This window comes from Affinundibacterium nitidum (genome assembly GCF_014284155.1).
Classification (GTDB): domain Bacteria; phylum Pseudomonadota; class Gammaproteobacteria; order Burkholderiales; family Burkholderiaceae_D; genus Undibacterium; species Undibacterium nitidum.
Genome location: NZ_JACOFZ010000001.1, coordinates 356,839 through 376,919, shown reverse-complemented (window position 1 = coordinate 376,919; position 20,081 = coordinate 356,839). Strand labels below are relative to the sequence as shown.

Here is a 20,081-nt window from a genome sequence, read left to right as displayed (position 1 = left end):
GCAGTATGACGGATTTACAATTGAGTTTGGTAGCAGCGGGTGTCGCTTTTATTGTTGTTTTGGTGATCTATAACAAGTGGCAGGAGTATCGTGCACGCAAAAGTGTCGATCAAGCTTTTTCGGGTGGTCATGATGATGTGCTGATGAATCCCGCGGAACGTGGAGACTTCTCCGCCACACGGCAAGAGCCTCAGTTTGGTGATGGAGATATTGATGCATCTGATTTTTCAGATGCCGATACCGTCACGCCTGCTATTTCCGCGGCAGAAGTTGGTATTGAGGACGAGCCGGAGTTGTCGGTAGACGACTTGATTGACTGCGTGATTCCACTTGAGTTTGAAAGCCCGGTGCGTGGCGAAAAACTACTGCAAGAAGTTGCAGAGCTTAAATATGTGGGCAAAAAACCAGTGCATTTCATTGGTTTAACCCATGAGGGCAAACGTGACGAGATTGCCCATGGCGGTGTCTATACCAGTATGTTCGCAGGTGTTCAGATGGTCAGCCGAAGTGGGCCATTAAATGAATTGGAATATTCCGAATTTGTCAGTAAGTTACGTGAGATTGCAGATCGTTTGAATGCCCATTCTGATGTGCCAGACATGAATCGTGTGATGTCGAACGCACGTGAATTGCATCAGTTCGTAGCGGAGCATGATGCACAGTTAAGTGTGAATGTGTTGTCGAACGGCGCTCCTTGGGATATCACGACTTTGCTAGGTGCATTGGAAAAGCAAGGTTTCGATGTTCGTGCTGATGGTCGCTTGGTGATGCCAGATGGCGATGTCGGCAATTTGTTTACACTTTCAACCAATGTCAGTGCTAGCGAAACTGTTACTTCTAAATTAACTCTGTTACTTGATGTTCCTTGTGTTTCGCCAGACCTTGAAGGTTTTGGTGTGATGGCAAAATGTGCTCGTTCACTTGCTTCTCGTTTGGGTGGGACGGTGGTCGACGATGGTAATAATCCGATTTCCGAGCAGGCATTGGCCGAAATCGCTGACCAGGTTCGAGAATTCTGTAATGCCATGGCGGTCGCCGAGATTCCGGCTGGTTCACGTCGCGCAAAACGTTTATTTAGCTGATCGCTAAGTCAGCCCTTTTTCGTGAAGTTTGATGATGCAGAATGATCTATTTGGCGAGCCAGTTCAACCACCAACGGCGGCAGAAGTCGAAACACCAGAATCCTTGGCACAACGATTGCGAACGGAGCTGAATCAACATGCGTATAACTATTACACGCTAGATGCTCCGACCATTCCCGATGCGGAATACGATAAGCTGTTTAAACAGTTGCAAGCCTTGGAAGAGCTGCATCCTGAATTAAAGACTAATGATAGTCCGACGCTACGAGTGGGTGGCGCTCCTCTGCCTGAATTTTCTCAGGTCCAGCATGGCGTCGCTATGCTGTCACTTAATAATGGATTTGAAGATGATGATGTCATAGCCTTTGATCGCCGCGTGCGCGATGGGCTAGGACTGACGATCGCTGATACAAAGACAGAGATTGAATATGCGATTGACCTCAAATTTGATGGCCTAGCGATCAATTTGCGCTATGTAAATGGTGTATTCACTCAAGCAGCTACACGTGGCGATGGCTACACAGGTGAAGACGTTACCGAAAATATTCGCACGATACGCAGCATTCCTTTGAGGTTGCAGTCCAACAATCCACCAGCAATCTTGGATATTCGTGGTGAAGTGCTGATGTTCAAGTCAGATTTTGAAAGACTTAATCAACGCCAGCGCGACGCAGGTGCAAAAGAATTTGCAAATCCGCGCAATGCTGCAGCGGGTAGCTTGCGTCAACTGGATTCTAGAATTACCGCTCAGCGCAGTCTGCGTTTCTTCGCGTATGGAATTGGAGTCTTAGAAGGTGCGGAATTGCCAGCGTCACATCGCGAGTTACTTAATTGGTACCGTGAAATGGGTGTGCCGGTATGTGAAGAAAAAGCGGTCGTGTGCGGGCCACATGAATTACTTGATTTTTATCGTGAGGTTGAGACTAAGCGGCCGCAGCTGGCGTATGAAATTGATGGTGTGGTGTACAAGGTGAATCGTTTCGACTTGCAAGAGACTTTGGGGTTTGTATCTCGCGCCCCACGCTTTGCCATCGCTCATAAGTTTCCTGCCGAAGAGGCATTGACGACAGTCTTGGATATCGAAGTCCAAGTGGGGCGTACTGGTGCAATTACACCGGTAGCGCGATTATCGCCTGTATTCGTCGGTGGTGTTACTGTCACCAATGCTACCTTGCACAATGAAGAAGAAGTACAGCGTAAAGATGTGCGAGTGGGCGATACCGTCATTGTTCGGCGAGCCGGTGATGTCATTCCCGAGGTGGTAGCGAGTGTCGTTGAGAAACGGCCAGTACAAACAGAGATTTTTCGTTTGCCAAAAAACTGCCCAATTTGTAACTCTGAAATTGTGAAACTTGAAGATGAGGCGATCGCTCGATGCTCAGGCGGCGCTATTAAGTGTCCTGCTCAACGCAAAGGTGCACTATTTCATTTTGCATCGCGTAAGGCCCTCAATATCGAGGGTTTGGGTGAGCAGTTAATTGAGCAATTGGTCGATAAAAATGTCGTAGTAACAGCCGCAGACTTTTACAAACTGGGTTTGATGGCGTTGGCTGAACTAGATCGCATGGCTGAAAAATCCGCGCAGAATATACTCGATGCTTTGAATACTTCGAAGACAACAACTCTGCCAAGATTCATTTATGCATTAGGCATTCGCCATGTGGGTGAATCGACTGCAAAAGATTTAGCGATGTATTTTGCCGACATGGAAAATTTGATGGCGGCAACAGAGGATCAGTTGTTGCAAGTGAATGATGTAGGGCCTGTCGTTGCCAAGTCAATCGTGACTTTTTTTGCAGATAATTTAAATGTTGAACTTGTTCGTCAATTGCTTGCTTCAGGCGTACATTGGCCGGTGATTGAAAAGCTGGATCTGAGTACGGCAATTTTCGCCGGCAAGACCTTGGTGTTGACAGGCACGCTTCCAAGTTTGAGTCGAGAGCAGGCGAGCGCATTGATTGAAAAACATGGCGGTAAAGTGTCTGGGTCAGTATCGAAGAAAACCCATTTTGTAGTCGCTGGTGAAGATGCTGGCAGTAAGTTATTGAAGGCGCGCGAACTTGGTGTCACAGTGCTATCTGAAGAAGAATTAGTTGCTATGTGTTCTAGCTAAGTTCGATAAGCATGGTGTTGTCACTGAAATTCGACCGATAAAGAGTTTTTAGAAAGCTCTTAAGGCTTAGTGTAGAGTTCGGTCAAGAAGAGTACAGAAATAAGAAAAATTACATACGAGGGGTTGGGAATGAAGAAAATTAAGAAAGCGGTATTTCCTGTCGCTGGCTTCGGTAGTCGCTTTTTGCCAGCGACCAAAGCGCAGCCAAAAGAGATGCTGTCGGTAGTCGACAAACCACTCATTCAATATGCCGTGGAAGAGGCTGTGGAGGCCGGAATTACTGAGATGGTGTTTATTACTGGGCGAAATAAGCGCGCGATTGAGGATCATTTCGACACCGCGTATGAACTCGAAAACGAACTTGAGGTAGCGGGAAAGCACGCACTTCTCGAAATCGTTCGCAATGTCATTCCAAGTAATATCAATTGTATTTATATCCGCCAACCCGCAGCTTTAGGCTTAGGGCATGCGGTCTTGTGTGCGCGTCCTGTGGTTGGGGATGAGCCTTTTGCGGTCTTGCTGGCTGATGATTTGATGGATGTTCGCCCAGGGCAAAAGGGCGTCACCGCCCAAATGGCGGCGCTATATGAACAAGAAGGCGGTAGTATCGTGGCAGTGCAAGAAGTGCAGCGTCAGTTCACGAATCAATACGGTATCGTGAGCGGCACCGCTTACAAAGAAAATCTTGAGCGCATGCACGGTATCGTTGAGAAACCAAAGCCCGAGGATGCTCCATCCACATTAGCGGTTGCTGGCCGTTATGTATTGTCCGGCAAGATCTTTAATTACCTCGAAAAACTGGGTAAAGGCTCTGGTGGTGAGATTCAGTTGACCGATGGTATCGCTGCGATGCTCAAAGATGATCCTGTTTTTGCTTATCGCTGTGATGCATTCCGTTATGATTGCGGTTCCAAATTAGGCTACCTTAAGGCAAGCGTTGCTCTCGGCTTAAAGCACCCTGATGTTGGTGATGAGTTCGCAAAGTATTTGCATGAGCTGATGAATAAACAATAAAGCGAATCCAAGAATAGGGCGTTGCGATGATTTATCCAATTCTTAAAATGGGCGATCCCAGATTGTTGAGAGTGTCGGAAGCAATTAAGGATTTCGATACGCCGGCATTGCACCAATTGATTGCTGATATGTTTGAGACCATGCAAGACGCGAATGGTGCGGGACTCGCCGCGCCACAGATTGGTGTTAATTTGCAATTGGTGATTTTTGGATTTAAACAAAATCCACGTTATCCAGATGCGCCGAACGTTCCTGAGACAGTGTTAATCAATCCGATGCTCACACCTTTATCTGAAGAGACGGATGAAGCGTGGGAGGGATGCCTTTCAGTTCCTGGTATGCGCGGACTCGTACCGCGTTGGAGCAAATTGCGCTATGAAGGTTTTGACCAATTCGGGAATCGAATTAGCCGTGATGTCGATGGCTTTCATGCGCGGGTTGTGCAGCATGAAACTGATCACTTAAACGGTGTGCTTTATCCGATGCGCATTCGTGACCTCAGTAAGTTTGGATTTACTGAGGTTTTATTCCCAGAGCTCGATCCGAACGAAGATGATTAATTTCAGAGAGCCCACCTAAATCAGAACGGCTCATCGTCTCTCAAATAACGCCATTGCCCCTCGGGTAAATTTCCAAGACGCACTTTGCCAATTCGTACGCGCTTTAGTCCAATCACTTTCAATCCAACCATTTCGCACATGCGGCGGATTTGGCGTTTCTTACCTTCCTTGAGGATAAACTGTAATTGGTCCTCATTCATCCAACGTACCTTGGCAGGAATCAGTTTCTTACCATCGAGGCTTAATCCATGATTAAGCAAGCGAAGGTCACCTTCGGGTAATTTGCCAGATTTGGTGTACTCCACACGCACTAGGTATTCTTTTTCGACGTCTGTGTTTTCGCCAATCAGCTTTTTAGCGACACGCCCATCTTGTGTTAATACGAGTAAGCCTACAGAGTCGATATCCAAACGTCCCGCGGGTACTAAGCTACGCAACTGCGTTGGATGGAATTGGTTGTCGACCTTGCATTCGCTCCAACGATTTTCAGCTTTGATTAAAGCCACTGCGGGTAAATAGCCATCCTCGGCTTGTCCGCTCACATAACCCACAGGCTTGTTAATCAGAATGGTGACGCGCTTTGATTGTTCCGCCGCCGCCTGTCTTTCCACCGTTACTTTTTGATCGGGGAAGATTTTGGTGCCGAGTTCGGAAACAACTTTGCCGTCGACACGCACCCAGCCTTTAGCGATCCATTCATCTGCTTCGCGGCGCGAACACAATCCGAGTTCGGACATGCGTTTGGAGAGTCTTAATTGTTCTGTCATAGCTTATATATTCTTGTTGCTGTCAGATGTGCTGACAACATTCTTTCTGAGTTAAATGCGGAGCGCGTCGAGTAATTCAGACTCGAATTGAATCTGATTTTTCGGGTTATGTAAGGCTGCACCGTCGACCAAGAAAACGTCTTCTACGCGCTCACCCAAGGTCATAATTTTTGCCGTATGCAAATTGATTTTGTATTTCGCCAAAACACTTGCTACCGAGTACAGCAAACCATTCTTGTCGTTGGCAGAAATCGATAAAAGGAAATATTGTCCTTTGTCGTCCGGCCGTAATTCCACAGTTGGCACTAATGGGAAGTTGCGCGAGAGGCGTGATAAACGACCTTGATTAGGAGTTGTGAGTGGAGATTGTTTTGCTAACACTTCGGCAAGCTCATGCTCAATTAAGGTAATGATGTCGCGATAATTGCTCGCGAAAGCCGGTTCGGTTACAAGGAAGGTGTCGAGCGCATAGCCGTCTTTTGTTGTGTGAATCTTGGCATCGAGAATGCCGAAATTTTTGCCGTCGAAATAATTGCAGATGCGAGCGAACAGATCGGCTTGGTCGCGCAAATAGACTGTTACTTGGAGACCTTCACCGATTGGTGCTAGCCGGCATTTTACGACAGGTGTTGGGCTATTAATTTTGTCGTGCAAGACACGTGTTTGCCAAGCGATGTCAGAAGCGTCATGGCGCAGGAAGTATACGATGTCGAGTTGCTCCCATAACTTGATGTGAGCATCGTTTTCTATGCCGACTAAGCGCAGGGCCTTTAATGCTTCCTCTTGGCGATTTTTCAGCTCACGATCGGTTGATGGCGCTTCACCACCGAGAACGCGCAAAGTCATCTTATAGAGATCTTCAAGCAGTTTGCCTTTCCACGCATTCCAAACTTTAGGACTAGTGCCGCGAATATCGCAAACCGTCAATAAATAGAGAGCGGTGAGATGGCGTTCGTCTTTAACGATCTTGGCAAAATTCTGAATGACGTCTGGATCTGACAAATCTTGTTTCTGCGCGACTTGTGACATCGTAAGATGCTGCTGCACTAAAAAGATAACGAGTTCAGTGTTGTCGCGCGAAATGCCATGGTCATAGCAAAATTTGCGTGCATCTGCCATGCCCAGTGTTGAGTGATCACCGTTGCGACCTTTCGCAATATCATGGAATAGCGCTGCAATATAGAGTACCCATGGTTGATTGAAGTTGGCCATCAACTGACTACAGAATGGATATTCATGCGCATGCTCAGTCATCGTAAAACGACGCAAATTTCTAACGACCATCAAGATGTGTTGATCGACAGTGTAAGCATGAAACAAATCGTGCTGCATTTGTCCGACGATACGACGGAAATTCGGCAAATATCGACCTAGAATACTAGTTTGATTCATGCTGCGCAGCACGTGCGTAATGCCACGTGGTGACTGCAAGATTTGCAAAAAGGCCGCGCGATTGAAAATGTCGTGACGGAATTCCGCGTCAATCAGATTGCGAGCGTGCCATAGGGCGCGCAGAGTCTTTGCTGTCATGCCTTTTAAATTGGCATGTTGGGATAGCAGCAAGAATATTTCGAGCATGGCCGAAGGCTTCTTCTCAAATACTTCTTCATCGGCGATATCGATTAAACCATTGACTTCATTGAAGCGTTCGTTAATCGCCTGCGCTTGATGCGGTAGCGGGAACAGAACAGCTTCGATATTTTGCAAAAGAATGGTGTTGAGTTGCGTGACGGCTTTGGCCGCCCAGTAGTAGCGCTGCATCAAATATTCACTGGCGCGGCGAGATTCAGTTGTTTCAAAGCCAAAGGTTGCTGCAATCGCATTTTGCAGATCAAAGACTAAACGGTCCTCTCTGCGTTTCGCTTGAATATGTAAGCGGATTCGAATGTCTTTGAAAGCGCGTTCATTGCGTTTGAGTTGATGAGCCTCGGTCGCAGTGATCAAGCCGCGTGCAGCAAGTTCGGCCCAAGAGTCCCCAAGTTTTGCCGCTTTGGCTACCCATAAAATCACCTGTAAATCACGTAGTCCGCCTGGGCTTTCTTTGCAGTTCGGTTCCAAACTGTAAGGCGTGTCTTCGTATTTGACATGGCGTTGATGTAGTTCCAATAGTTTGGCTTGGAAAAACTGCTGCGGATGCATCGCTTCGTCGTAACGTGCTTTGAGATCGCGAAAGTTATTGCGGCTACCCGCGATTAGTCTCGCTTCGAGTAAGGCTGTTTTGACGGTGATGTCGGCGGCTGCCTCTATCATGCATTCGTCAACTGTGCGTATGCTATGTCCAATGTCGAGACCAATATCCCACAGAACTTGAACTAAACTTTCGAGTTTTTCTTTGAGCTCTTTATCTGGTGCTGTCGCTAATAAAATGAGGACGTCGACATCAGAGTAGGGGAATAGCTCGCCGCGACCATAACCGCCAACCGCAACTAGCGAGACCTCTTTAGGGAACTTAAAACTTTTCCAAATCTCACTCAAGTTCTGATCAACACAGCGACAAAGATCTTTGAGCAAAACTTCTGCTCGCGGTTTCTCTTTGAATGCTTCAATAATAACTTGTTGCTCAGCTTTCAGTTTTGCTTTGAAAGCCAAGGCATTGGCGATGGCTGTGTTCATCAGTCTTTAGTGATTTAAATCAGGTTTGATTCAATTTTGAATAAAAGCGGGTGGTGGCGGCGAGCCAGCGGATAGCGTCAGCACTTCATAGCCAGATTCTGTTACGAGCACCGTATGTTCCCACTGAGCAGAGAGGCTGCGGTCTTTGGTTTTGATGGTCCAGCCATCTGGCATTTCTTTGATTTCCCGACGTCCGGCATTAATCATTGGCTCGATAGTGAAGATCATGCCAGGCTTTAATTCGTCTAAAGTCCCAGGGCGACCATAGTGCAAAATTTGTGGCTCTTCATGAAATACTTTGCCAATACCGTGCCCGCAGAATTCTCGTACGACGCTGTAGCCCGCTTTTTCTGCATGTTGTTGAATGGCGTGACCAATGTCGCCAAGTCGGTTGCCTGGTTTAACTTGCGCGATGCCGAGCCACATGCATTCGTAAGTAATATCGCTCAGGCGTTTGACGAAAGGTTTGACGTCGCCAATTAAAAACATACGACTATTGTCACCATGATATCCATCTTTGATCACCGTGATGTCGAGGTTGACGACATCGCCATCTTTGAGAACTTTATCACCGGGAATGCCATGGCAGATTACGTCATTGACCGAAGTGCAAATTGCTTTTGGGTATGGAGTGTAGCCGGGTGGGCAGTAATTCAAGGGGGCAGGAATAGAGCCTTGCACATTCACCATGTATTCGTGACATAAACGGTCGAGCTCGCCCGTGGTGACGCCTGCCTTCACAAATGGGGTGATGTAATCAAGGACTTCGGAGCCCAGTCGCCCCGCAACGCGCATGCCTTCGATGTCGGCAGCGGATTTAATTGAAATATTTGCCATGCTATCTAACGAGTAAAAAGGATTAGCTGCTTATTATAGACGAGTGATCGCTTTCTCGGTGGAAAGGAGCTTGTTTTGATCGACGAAATCGGGAGCTCGTAAGGTTAGAATTGCATCTCCAAGATGGCTGCTTGATAAGACTTGCTCTAACGATGGCATCTGTAGTAGAATCGATGGTTAGCTTGAATAAAAATTTCCTGCTAAATCAATCGAGTAGTTTTTAAAAACGAATCTGGTCGAAAAGGGTGTTCATCATTGAATGATGGATCACTGACAAGATTCAAGACCTAACCCTGGAGTTATTATGTCTGTAACAATGCGTGAAATGCTTGAAGCTGGTGTTCATTTTGGTCACCAAACCCGTTTTTGGAATCCAAAAATGGCACCGTACATCTTCGGTCATCGCAACAAGATTCATATCATGAACTTGGAAAAAACATTGGCGATGTATCAAGAAGCGATGAAATTCATTCGCCAATTGTCCGCTAATCGTGGCACCATTTTGATGGTAGGTACAAAACGTCAAGCACGTGATTTGATCGCTGCTGAGGCGAATCGTGCTGGTATGCCTTTCGTTGATCAGCGTTGGTTGGGTGGTATGTTGACTAACTTCAAAACAGTCAAAACATCAATCAAGCGTCTGAAAGATATGGAAGCGTCAATCGAAGACGGTTCTGTAGAAAAATTGTCCAAAAAAGAAGCGTTGATGTTTCAACGTGAGATGATTAAGTTGCAAAAATCCATCGGTGGTATTAAAGATATGCCAGGTGTTCCTGATGCGATTTTCGTGGTTGACGTTGGTTACCACAAAGGCGCGATCACTGAAGCGGCTAAATTGGGTATTCCGGTAATCGGCGTGGTTGATACAAACCACTCTCCAGAAGGCGTTACTTACATCATTCCAGGTAATGATGACTCTTCTAAAGCGATTGCTTTGTATGCTCGCGGTGTTGCTGATGCGATCTTGGATGGTCGTGCAAATGCAGTAAATGAAGTGCTTGAAGCTGTTAAGCCAAGCGATGAGTTTGTTGAAGTAGAACAGGCTTAATTTCTAAACGAGGCTTGGTAATCAAGCCTGACGTTAGAAAATAAAAGGGGCAAACAGTCGTTAGCCCCTTTTTTTAAGTAAAACGAAATATGTAAGCGATTGTGCTGTTGTTGAAGCCCGCTTCATATACATGATATTTGAATGAATTGTGCATCATATCGATGCAGTGAATTAGGAGAAAAACATGGCGGCAATTACAGCAGCGATGGTAGGCGAATTACGTGCTAAGACAGATGCTCCAATGATGGAGTGCAAAAAAGCATTGACTGAAGCTGAAGGTAACATGGAGCGTGCGGAAGAAATTTTGCGCGTGAAATTGGGCAGCAAAGCTTCTAAAGCAGCTTCCCGCGTAACGGCGGAAGGTGTTGTTGCTTCCTATATCGACGGTGGTGTTGGTTCTTTGGTTGAAGTTAACTGTGAAACAGACTTCGTGACTAAGAATGATGACTTCATCGCTTTCGCAAATAAATTGGCAAAATTGGTAGCAGAAGCGAATCCAGCTGACGTAGCTGCTTTGTCTGCATTGCCATTGGATGATGGTACTGTTGAAACAGTTCGTGCTGGTTTGATCGGTAAGATCGGTGAAAACATGTCTATCCGTCGTTTCCAACGTTTCGAAACATCTGCAAAAGTAACTTCCTACTTGCACGGCACTCGTATTGGTGTTGTGGTTGAATTCGATGCAGCTGATCACCAAGTTGGTAAAGACGTTGCGATGCACATCGCTGCGATGAAACCAGTTTCTTTGTCTGTTGACCAAGTTCCAGCTGATTTGATCGAGAAAGAACGTTCTGTTGCTTCTCAAAAAGCAGCTGAATCTGGTAAACCAGCAGACATCGTAACAAAGATGGTTGAAGGTTCCGTTCAGAAGTTCTTGAAAGAAGTTTCTTTGTTGAATCAACCTTTCGTGAAAAACGACAAGCAAACAGTTGAACAAATGTTGCAATCTGTTGGCGCGTCTGTCAAAGCATTTACCATGTTTATCGTTGGTGAAGGCATTGAGAAGAAGCAAGACGATTTCGCTGCAGAAGTGGCGGCGCAAGTTGCTGCTGCGAAACAAGCTTAAGCAAATAAGAAAAAACGGGCCGAAAGGCCCGTTTTTTTAAGCGCGGCGTGAATTGCAATGCGCGTGGTTGTAAATAAAGATAAAAGCATTTTGCAAGTGTGCTGAAGTGGTGTATGTTGGTTTCAGGTGCTTGTGAAGGTAAATTCGGTAAGCGATTATCGCAAACGTTTTGAATGTTGAGCCTGCGTGGTGAACACAAAGTCTTAGCAAGAATTTTTGCAATAATGTCTTTCCAACTTCTAAGGAGCCCAGATCGTGACTAAACCAGCCTATAAGCGCGTGCTTTTAAAACTCTCTGGTGAGGCTTTAATGGGGGATGATGCCTACGGCATCAACCGCGCCACGATTGAACGCATGGTGGCAGATGTCGCTGAAGTGTCCCGTATGGGTGTTGAATTGGCGATCGTCATCGGTGGTGGCAATATCTTCCGTGGCGTAGCTCCAGGTGCTCAGGGCATGGATCGTGCTACCGCTGACTACATGGGTATGCTGGCCACCGTGATGAATTCATTAGCACTAGGTGATGCGATGCGCCAAGTTGGTATCACTGCGCGTGTGATGTCTGCGATTGGTATCGAGCAAGTTGTTGAGCCTTACGTTCGTCCAAAAGCCTTGCAGTATCTCGAAGAGGGGAAGGTGGTAATTTTTGCTGCAGGTACTGGTAATCCATTCTTTACAACAGATACGGCAGCTGCTTTGCGCGGTTCCGAAATAGGAGCTGAGCTTGTTCTAAAGGCGACTAAAGTGGATGGTGTGTACACCGCTGATCCGAAAAAAGATCCAACGGCGACCCGCTATGCAACAATTTCTTTCGATGAGGCGATCGCCCGTCATTTGCAGGTGATGGATGCGACTGCCTTTGCTTTGTGTCGCGACCAGAAGTTGCCAATTAAGGTATTTTCTATTGTTAAACCTGGCGCACTCAAAAATCTGATTATGGGTGGAGACGAAGGTACCTTAGTCCACGTATAATGCGCGCTTTCGAAAGCGCATTTGCAAGTAATATTACTTCCATTGATTGCGTAGTAATCATTCATTTGGTTTGGAAGAAGGAGGGCGCAAGGCCTCCTTTTTCACTTAGTTCAGGAGTCTATGATGACAGTTGCAAGTATTAAAAGCAGTGCCGATCAGCGCATGCAAAAATCGATTGAAACCTTAAAGGGCGACTTGGCGAAGGTACGTACCGGCCGTGCTCATACAGGTATTTTGGACCACGTCATGGTGGACTACTATGGTTCTCCAACTCAACTTTCTCAGGTTGCCAACGTAACGCTGATTGATGCGCGTACGATTGGTGTGCAGCCATGGGAAAAGAAAATGTTAAACGTAATCGAAAAAGCGATTCGTGAATCCGATTTAGGTTTGAATCCTGCATCACAAGGTGACTTGATTCGTGTTCCAACTCCACCGTTGACTGAAGAGCGCCGCAAAGAAATGGTTAAGCTCGTTAAGACAGAGGGTGAAGATGCCAAAATCGCGGTGCGCAACATTCGTCGTGATGCAAATGAAGCCTTGAAAAAATTGTTGAAAGACAAGGATATTTCTGAAGACGACGAACGTCGAGCTCAAGATGATATTCAAAAATTGACTGATAAATTTGTCGCGGAAGTGGATAAGCTTTTGGGTGAAAAAGAAAAAGAAGTGCTCACAGTTTAAGCAGCTTCAACTTATCGATTTCATATACCGGAGTTTCATGAAGTATTCCAGCTCAACGAAAGAAGTCCCTGCAACGGGACTTGTGCCGAATCACGTTGCTATCATTATGGATGGTAACGGTCGTTGGGCAACTAAACGATTTTTGCCGCGTGTGGCAGGGCATGTAAAGGGTGTCGATGCAGTGCGTGGTATTGTCGAGGCCTGCATTAAACGCGGTATTCAGTATTTAACTTTATTTGCGTTTAGTTCTGAGAATTGGCGCCGTCCTGCTGAAGAAGTTTCTTTGTTGATGCGTCTGTTCGTGACTGCACTCGAGAAAGAAGTGCGTAAAATGCATGATAATAATATTCGTTTGAAGATCGTCGGTGATCTAACGCGATTTGATTTGTCCTTGCAAGACGCTATTCGGGAAGCGGAATCAAAGACATCAACAAATACCGGTCTAACAGTGACGGTGTGTGCCAATTACGGCGGGCGTTGGGACATCGTACAGGCAGCTAATCGTTTGATCGCCGAAGGCAATTCTGAGCGCGAAATTACCGAAGACGATTTGGCAGGCAAGTTATCAATGGCATACGCGCCTGAACCCGATTTATTTATTCGCACTGGTGGGGAAACTCGTATCTCCAATTTCTTGCTGTGGCAGTTGGCATATACAGAGTTCTATTTTACAGATACATACTGGCCAGATTTTGATGCTAAGGCACTTGATCTAGCGATTCAATCCTATCAGGCTCGCGAACGACGATTCGGTCGGACCAGCGAGCAACTCACTACTCAATCCTAACGTGCTCTTTTAGAGTGCAACGCTACAGAGAAACTTATGCTTAAGACCCGCGTTATCACTGCTCTCGTCCTCTTGGCTGTTTTATTGCCAATTTTGTTTTCTGGTAGTGCGATCGCTTTTACCTTCGCCGCAGGTCTATTCTTAGGGGCGGCGATGTGGGAGAACCAGCGTCTCTTTAATAAGCCTGGTGCGATCGTATTGGCCTTGGGATGGGCTCTTATTTTTATTTACATGTCATTGCAGAATACACCTTTTTCCTTGCCCACCTTATTCACCCTTTGCACCATATTTTGGGTATTTGGTTTGGCTCCTGCTTTGCGTTTCGGATTGCCGCCAGTTGGTGGTTTTGGAAGTAGTCTAATCAGTGGTGTTTATGCCGTTGCGATTTTTGGCTGTTTTATCGCAATGAATTTTTTATTTGCAAAATCTACCGTGCTCTTGTTGTCGACGATGGCATTGGTCTGGACGGCAGATGTAGGTGCCTATTTCTGCGGCAAAGCTTTTGGCAAACGCAAATTGGCACCAAGCATTTCACCAGGTAAATCGTGGGAAGGCGCAGTTGGAGGCTGTATTCTTGTTGTTGCGTTTGGTTTAACGTGTGCCTTTGTTCCCGCTTTAGCCGAGACTTTTCCAGCGAAAATTTATAGTCATCGTGGTATCGGTGCCTTGATCACAGTATTGATTACAGTATCAATCGCAAGTGTGGTTGGAGACTTATTTGAGTCCATGCTTAAGCGTCGAATTGGGTTCAAAGATAGTAGCAACTTGTTGCCCGGACACGGCGGTGTGCTCGATCGTATTGATGCTTTGATTCCGGTAATGCCCTTTGCTGCCTTGGTGGTTGGTATTTGGGCACTATAAGTGTGCCTTCTCATTAACCGCGAGATTTACAGATAGTTTATTGATTCATCAATATGGCAAAACAAAGAATAACGATTTTGGGTTCAACAGGTTCGATCGGTGTGTCGACTCTGGATGTGATTGGCCGGCATTCTGATCGTTATGAGACTTTTGCGCTGACAGCCCATACGCAGATTGATAAGCTGTTTGAGCAGTGCCTGAAATTTTGGCCACAATATGCGGTTGTCTCGACACCTGAATTGGCTTCGGAGCTCCAAGAAAAGTTAAAGTTGCAAGGCATTCCTACTGTTGTCTTGTATGGTGCACAAGCGCTCTGTGATGTGGCGACCGCTGGTGAATGCGATGCGGTGATGGCGGCAATTGTTGGAGCGGCTGGACTGCCTTCATCATTAGCAGCTGCTCAGGCCGGTAAGCGCATTTTACTGGCGAACAAAGAATCTTTGGTAATGTCGGGCCATATTTTCATGGATGCGATTGCAAAAAGTGGCGCTACGCTTTTACCTATTGATAGCGAGCATAATGCGATCTTTCAATGCCTTCCAGGAAGCTATGGGCGTAAGATAGAACATAGCGGGATTTCAAAAATCATCCTAACAGCTTCTGGTGGGCCATTTCTCAATCGCGCAGTCGAAACACTGACCGATGTGACGCCAGATCAAGCTGTCGCACACCCGAACTGGGTCATGGGTCGTAAGATTTCGGTTGACTCTGCAACGATGATGAATAAGGGTTTGGAGGTAATTGAGGCTCACTGGTTGTTTGGCGCTCCAGCTGATCAAATTGATGTTTTGATTCACCCGCAGAGCGTGGTTCATTCTATGGTTTCCTATGTCGATGGATCAGTATTGGCGCAAATGGGTAATCCTGATATGCGTACGCCGATCACCTTTGGTTTGGCTTTCCCAGAGCGTATTGATTCCGGTGTTGCCCCTCTAGATCTCACTACGTTTTCTCAATTGCATTTTCAGCTGCCAGATTTTCAGCGCTTTCCGTGTTTAGGACTTGCATATCAGGCCTTACGTGTTGGTGGTTCTGCTGCAACTATTTTGAATGCGGCCAATGAAATCGCCGTAGAGGCATTCTTAGCGGGACGTTTAGGATTCCGTCAAATTGAAAGCGTAATTGAAGAATGTTTGAATCATATTTCATCTGTCTCGTTAGATGATTTAGCCGCAATTTTAGAAGTCGATGGGCAAGCGCGTCGTCATGCCACAGGTTTTGTCTCACGAGTTGGAGTGCATTAATGCAAGATTTCCCGCGCATGGTTTTATTTTTCTTGTTGGCCCTAGGGCCGCTCGTCGTGTTTCACGAATTAGGTCACTATTGGGTGGCTCGTCTTTGTGGCGTAAAGGTGTTGCGATTTTCAATTGGACTTGGAAGACCGATTTGGACCAAAAAATTCGCTAATAGTGATACTGAGTGGAGTATTGGTATTTTGCCCTTAGGCGGCTACGTCAAAATGCTGGATGCTCGCGACGCCGATTTGACTGAAGTGTCAGAAGTCGATTTAAAGGCAGAGTTCACACGTCAAAACGTCTGGAAGCGTATCGCCATCGTTGCAGCAGGTCCAATAGCCAACTTTCTCTTAGCTATCGCTTTGTTCACGTTTTTGTTGATGAATGGAGTTGCCGAACCAGTGGCTAAGCTGCGCGTTGCCAATACGGAGTCGAGCGCTTACATTGCGGGATTGCGCCAAGGTGATGTGATAACCGCGGTCAATGGGGAGCCAATCAAAGCATATTCTGAGTTCCGTTGGCATGCGTTACAGTCAGGGCTTGATTCCAAGGAGCTGCGTTTGAGCGTGGTGCGCACTGCTCCGCTAGTGCCAGGATTCGGCGTGCGCGATACGACCAAGCACGAGCTTGTTTTGCCAATGGATAAGCTCAAGAAAGAAGATTTCGAAGCTGATTTTCTTGGAAAGCTGGGATTAAGTGTTTTTAGGCCAGAAGCAAAATTGGTAAAGGTGCTTGCCGGTGGTCCAGCGGCAAGTGCTGGAATGCATGAAGGTGATGTTATTCTTTCTATTAATGGAACCTTAGTGCGTGATGGTCAAGATCTGGTCGAGTTAGTGACAGCTGCGCCAGATCAATCTCTATTGATTGAATATAAACGACAAGGTCGCGTCGCAACAGGTGAAATTCGAACCATCGCTGAAGAAGTGAGTGGGAAAAAAGTTGGACGTATTCAAGTGCAGCCTGACGGTACCATAGAGACCGTCACAGTGCACCGCGGTTTTTTTGAGGCCTTGCAGTTGGGTAATCAAAGAACATGGGAATATAGTGCTTTAACACTGAAGATGTTAGGCAAAATCGTGACAGGCCAAGCTTCACTCAAGAATATTACTGGTCCTATCACTATTGCTGATTACGCTGATCAGGCGGCTCGTTTAGGCTTGGAAGTATTCCTCGCCTTCCTAGCTACGATTAGTATCAGCCTTGGAGTAATGAATTTGCTCCCCATTCCTGTGTTAGATGGGGGGCATTTGTTGTATTATTCGCTGGAAGTTTTGTCTGGTAAGGCAATTCCTGTGAAATACCTAGAAATGGCGCAGCGAGGAGGGCTGGTTGTGCTGATGTGTTTAATGATTGTCGCTTTGTTTAATGATATCGTCCGAAAAATGTCATAATACTCAGCTTATTTGCTAAAAACGAATTGAACTTGGTTTTTACTAGCAAAGTTGCGTAAGTAGCAATCGCGTTGAAATATTGAGATTGAATAAACCCCAATGAAATTAAAATTTGAGAATTTGACGTTGCCAGCTTATCCCCGCCACCTCCTCGCACTTGCTGCATTAGCCATGTGTTCAGGGCAAGCAGCTGCGATTGAACCGTTTGTAATTAAAGATATCCGCGTTGAAGGCTTGCAGCGTACTGAGGCAGGTACCGTGTTTAGCTATTTGCCAGTTCGAGTAGGTGAGACTTTTAACGACGCTAAAAGTACAGCAACAATTAAAGCATTGTTCGCGACTGGTTTCTTTAAGGACGTGCAAGTTGAAGTTGAAGATGGGGTCCTGATTGTCTTACTTGATGAGCGACCAACCATTTCGACTGTTGATTTTGTTGGGACCAAAGAGTTCGAAAAAGATGCGCTTCTTAAAGCCCTGAAAGATATCGGTGTTGGTGAAACCCGTATCTTTGATAAAGCGACTGTGGATCGTGCTGAACAGGAATTGAAAAAGCAGTATCTTTCTCGCGGTTTGTATGGGATGTCCATTACAACTACGATTACTCCAATCGAACGTAATCGTGTGAACGTTACATTTAATGTCGAGGAAGGTGATATTGCTCGAATCGGCTCGATCAATATCATTGGCAACAAAGCTTTCTCTGACGGAGAGCTAAAAGAGATCTTGGCGTTGAGTACACCGACATGGTTTAGTTGGTATACGAAGGCAGATCAATACTCCAAACAGAAGTTGTCTGGCGACTTAGAGTCTTTGCGTTCCTTCTATCAAAATCGCGGCTATTTGGAAATGCAAATTGCTTCGACGCAAATTTCCATTACGCCAGACAAGAAACAAATTTACATTACGATCAATATCGATGAAGGTGATAAATACACCGTATCCGATATCAAGATCGAGGGCGATACATTTGGTCGAGAAGAAGAGTTAGCATCTCTTCTGCTACTAAAGAAGGGCGACTTGTTCAATCAAGCGCGTTTGACTGATAGTACTAAACGCATTTCCGATCGCATGGGTAACTTTGGGTACGCATTTGCGAACGTCAATGCCAACCCGATGTTAGATAAAGAGAAAAAAGAAGTCGCGTTTACAGTTTTTGTAGACCCAGGAAAACGCGTGTATGTTCGCCGTATTAATTTAGCCGGCAATACGCGGACTCGTGATGAAGTAATTCGTCGCGAATTCCGTCAGTTCGAAAGCTCATGGTACGACGGCCAAAAGATTAAACTTTCGAGAGATCGTGTCGAGTTCTTAGGCTTCTTTAAAGAAGTCACCATCGATACACCTGAAGTCCCTACAAGCACGGATCAGGTTGATGTTAATTTGACCGTAACTGAGCGTCCCACAGGCAACATCATGCTTGGTGCCGGCTACTCAAGTGCTGAGCGCGTCACCCTGACCGGTTCGATTCAGCAGACAAATGCGTTCGGTAGTGGTGATACAGTTGGTATCGATATCAATACAAGCCATTACAACCGCACCATCGCTTTGTCGCATACCGATCCATATGCGACTGACGATGGCATTAGTCGTAGTATCGATTTGTACGTAAGAACATCATTGCCACCAATTGGCGCGTATGGTTACTACCGAATTCAATCATCCGGCGGTAACTTGCGGTATGGTGTGCCTTTCTCTGAATTGGATACCGTATTTTTCGGTGTTGGTCTTGAACGTTCTAAGATTGATACTTACCTCGGTCAGAGTCCATATCGCTATTTGAAGTATGTGGCAGACTTTGGTGGAAAGGATATCGTTAAAGACACTTCGGACCCATTGTGGGGCGTTGGTTCTGCAACTAATAATTCTTATCCGCTTTCTGCTGCTTGGCAACGTGATAGTCGAGACAATATCTTGACGCCTTCAATCGGTCGTTACCAACGCATTAACGTTGAAGTTTCAGCTTTTGGTAACTTCAAGTACTACCGTGCTATTTACAAACATGAGTATTACAAGCCAGTCTATCGTTCAGTCATTTTTGCTGCGAACGGTGAGTTTGACTACGGGCATGGTCTTGGAGGCAAAGCCTATCCTTTGTTTAAGAACTTTTACGCAGGTGGTATTGGCTCCGTTCGTGGCTTTGAACCTTCATCACTTGGAACGAAAGATCCTATTGGTGATACCCTCGGTGGTGCGAAACGCTTGATTGGTAATCTTGAATTGCAAGTTCCATTCCCAGGTGCGGACAAATCTTTGCGCTGGTTTACCTTCTTCGATATTGGTAATGTATTTGATGAAGGACAAAAAATCCGAGCACAAGATTTGAGGACATCAGTTGGTATGGGTATTAGTTGGATCTCTCCTATGGGGCCACTAAAATTGAGTTTTGGTAAGCCATTAAATGCGAAGCCGGAAGATCGTCGTCAGGGATTCCAATTTACGATGGGAACTGGTTTCTAATATTTTGAATACAACTTGTAATGTCGGTTTGATTTTTGCCTGAGACTTTCATAATTGTAACGTGGAGATTATTTTGAATCGTTTTTCTTATTCCTCCAATTGGATGCGTAAAGCCATCACAGCATTCGTTTTGATGTTTGCTGGCGCACATGTCTATGCTCAGGATATACGAGTTGCTTTTTTCGATGGGCAACGAGTTTTGAATGAGTCTATGCCTGCAAAACTCGCCACTGCAAAGATCAAACAGGAGTTTTCTCGGCGCGAGAAAGAGTTGGATGACTTGAATGAGCACCTGCGGGCTTCTGTACGTAAGTTCGAAAAGGAAGCTTCCGGTCTCAATGAGCTGGAGCGAACGCGTCGTCAACGCGAATTGACAGATCTCGATCAAGATTTCAATCGTAAGCAAAGAATCTTTAGCGAAGATCTGGGACAACGAAAACAGGAAGAATTAAATATTTTGGCTGAGCGTGCGCAGAAAGTTGTCCGGCAAATTGCTGAAGCTGAAAAAATTGATTTAGTTGTTCAGGACGCTGTTTTTTTTAATCCGAGAATCGATATCACGGACAAAGTATTGCGAGCATTGGCCAAATAGAA

At 45.9% G+C, this 20,081-nt stretch carries 17 protein-coding genes; 14 read left to right on the top strand and 3 right to left on the bottom strand.

Annotated features, from left to right (window positions below):
- Nucleotides 1-5 precede the first annotated feature (5 nt).
- The 4 genes from H8K36_RS01605 (at nucleotide 6) to def (ending at nucleotide 4,769) form a co-directional block, all read left to right on the top strand.
- Nucleotides 6-1,082 (top strand): cell division protein ZipA C-terminal FtsZ-binding domain-containing protein, encoded by a 1,077-nt coding sequence (locus tag H8K36_RS01605; RefSeq protein WP_186915401.1) that lies wholly within the window; start codon nucleotides 6-8, stop codon nucleotides 1,080-1,082.
- Between the two features lie 34 nt (nucleotides 1,083-1,116).
- Complete coding sequence (gene ligA / locus H8K36_RS01600; RefSeq protein WP_186915774.1) at nucleotides 1,117-3,195, top strand: NAD-dependent DNA ligase LigA; 2,079 nt, start codon at nucleotides 1,117-1,119, stop codon at nucleotides 3,193-3,195.
- A gap of 129 nt (nucleotides 3,196-3,324) precedes the next feature.
- Nucleotides 3,325-4,209: a UTP--glucose-1-phosphate uridylyltransferase GalU gene (galU, locus tag H8K36_RS01595; RefSeq protein ID WP_186915402.1), complete on the top strand. Its 885-nt coding sequence runs from the start codon at nucleotides 3,325-3,327 to the stop codon at nucleotides 4,207-4,209.
- Nucleotides 4,210-4,235: 26 nt separating this feature from the next.
- Nucleotides 4,236-4,769, top strand: a complete 534-nt coding sequence (gene def / locus H8K36_RS01590) for a peptide deformylase (RefSeq protein ID WP_186915403.1) — start codon at nucleotides 4,236-4,238, stop codon at nucleotides 4,767-4,769.
- A 20-nt stretch (nucleotides 4,770-4,789) separates the two neighbouring features.
- On the opposite strand, the gene H8K36_RS01585 is transcribed toward def, so the two are convergent.
- From H8K36_RS01585 to map, 3 genes are read right to left on the bottom strand one after another with little or no spacing between them, the layout of a single operon-like run.
- Nucleotides 4,790-5,536, bottom strand: coding sequence for a pseudouridine synthase (locus H8K36_RS01585; protein ID WP_186915404.1), 747 nt, complete (start codon nucleotides 5,534-5,536; stop codon nucleotides 4,790-4,792).
- 51 nt (nucleotides 5,537-5,587) lie between these two features.
- The gene (locus H8K36_RS01580) at nucleotides 5,588-8,149 is read right to left on the bottom strand and encodes a [protein-PII] uridylyltransferase (protein ID WP_186915405.1); all 2,562 of its coding nucleotides are present in this window, start codon (nucleotides 8,147-8,149) and stop codon (nucleotides 5,588-5,590) included.
- A 30-nt stretch (nucleotides 8,150-8,179) separates the two neighbouring features.
- Nucleotides 8,180-8,986, bottom strand: a complete 807-nt coding sequence (map, locus tag H8K36_RS01575) for a type I methionyl aminopeptidase (protein WP_186915406.1) — start codon at nucleotides 8,984-8,986, stop codon at nucleotides 8,180-8,182.
- A 304-nt stretch (nucleotides 8,987-9,290) separates the two neighbouring features.
- Here map and rpsB point away from each other — a divergent pair, with 304 nt between their 5' ends.
- From rpsB to H8K36_RS01525, 10 genes are all read left to right on the top strand, one after another.
- The gene (gene rpsB / locus H8K36_RS01570; RefSeq protein ID WP_186915407.1) at nucleotides 9,291-10,034 is read left to right on the top strand and encodes a 30S ribosomal protein S2; all 744 of its coding nucleotides are present in this window, start codon (nucleotides 9,291-9,293) and stop codon (nucleotides 10,032-10,034) included.
- 184 nt (nucleotides 10,035-10,218) lie between these two features.
- A complete protein-coding gene (tsf, locus tag H8K36_RS01565; RefSeq protein WP_186915408.1) occupies nucleotides 10,219-11,100 on the top strand; it encodes a translation elongation factor Ts in 882 nt (293 codons plus the stop codon).
- A gap of 255 nt (nucleotides 11,101-11,355) precedes the next feature.
- The gene (pyrH, locus tag H8K36_RS01560) at nucleotides 11,356-12,072 is read left to right on the top strand and encodes a UMP kinase (protein ID WP_186915409.1); all 717 of its coding nucleotides are present in this window, start codon (nucleotides 11,356-11,358) and stop codon (nucleotides 12,070-12,072) included.
- Nucleotides 12,073-12,195: 123 nt separating this feature from the next.
- Entirely contained in the window at nucleotides 12,196-12,756 is a 561-nt protein-coding gene (frr, locus tag H8K36_RS01555) for a ribosome recycling factor (protein WP_186915775.1), read from the top strand.
- A 37-nt stretch (nucleotides 12,757-12,793) separates the two neighbouring features.
- The gene (gene uppS, locus H8K36_RS01550) at nucleotides 12,794-13,543 is read left to right on the top strand and encodes a polyprenyl diphosphate synthase (RefSeq protein WP_186915410.1); all 750 of its coding nucleotides are present in this window, start codon (nucleotides 12,794-12,796) and stop codon (nucleotides 13,541-13,543) included.
- 36 nt (nucleotides 13,544-13,579) lie between these two features.
- Nucleotides 13,580-14,404, top strand: coding sequence for a phosphatidate cytidylyltransferase (locus H8K36_RS01545; protein ID WP_186915411.1), 825 nt, complete (start codon nucleotides 13,580-13,582; stop codon nucleotides 14,402-14,404).
- 53 nt (nucleotides 14,405-14,457) lie between these two features.
- Nucleotides 14,458-15,648, top strand: a complete 1,191-nt coding sequence (gene ispC / locus H8K36_RS01540; RefSeq protein WP_186915412.1) for a 1-deoxy-D-xylulose-5-phosphate reductoisomerase — start codon at nucleotides 14,458-14,460, stop codon at nucleotides 15,646-15,648.
- A complete protein-coding gene (rseP, locus tag H8K36_RS01535; protein WP_186915413.1) occupies nucleotides 15,648-17,030 on the top strand; it encodes an RIP metalloprotease RseP in 1,383 nt (460 codons plus the stop codon). Before ispC ends, rseP begins: the two co-directional genes overlap by 1 nt.
- 99 nt (nucleotides 17,031-17,129) lie before the next feature.
- Nucleotides 17,130-19,487 carry an outer membrane protein assembly factor BamA gene (gene bamA / locus H8K36_RS01530; RefSeq protein WP_186915414.1) on the top strand — a complete coding sequence of 786 codons (2,358 nt, stop codon included), beginning with the start codon at nucleotides 17,130-17,132 and terminating at the stop codon, nucleotides 19,485-19,487.
- Between the two features lie 73 nt (nucleotides 19,488-19,560).
- Entirely contained in the window at nucleotides 19,561-20,079 is a 519-nt protein-coding gene (locus H8K36_RS01525) for an OmpH/Skp family outer membrane protein (RefSeq protein ID WP_230404267.1), read from the top strand.
- Nucleotides 20,080-20,081: the final 2 nt, after the last annotated feature.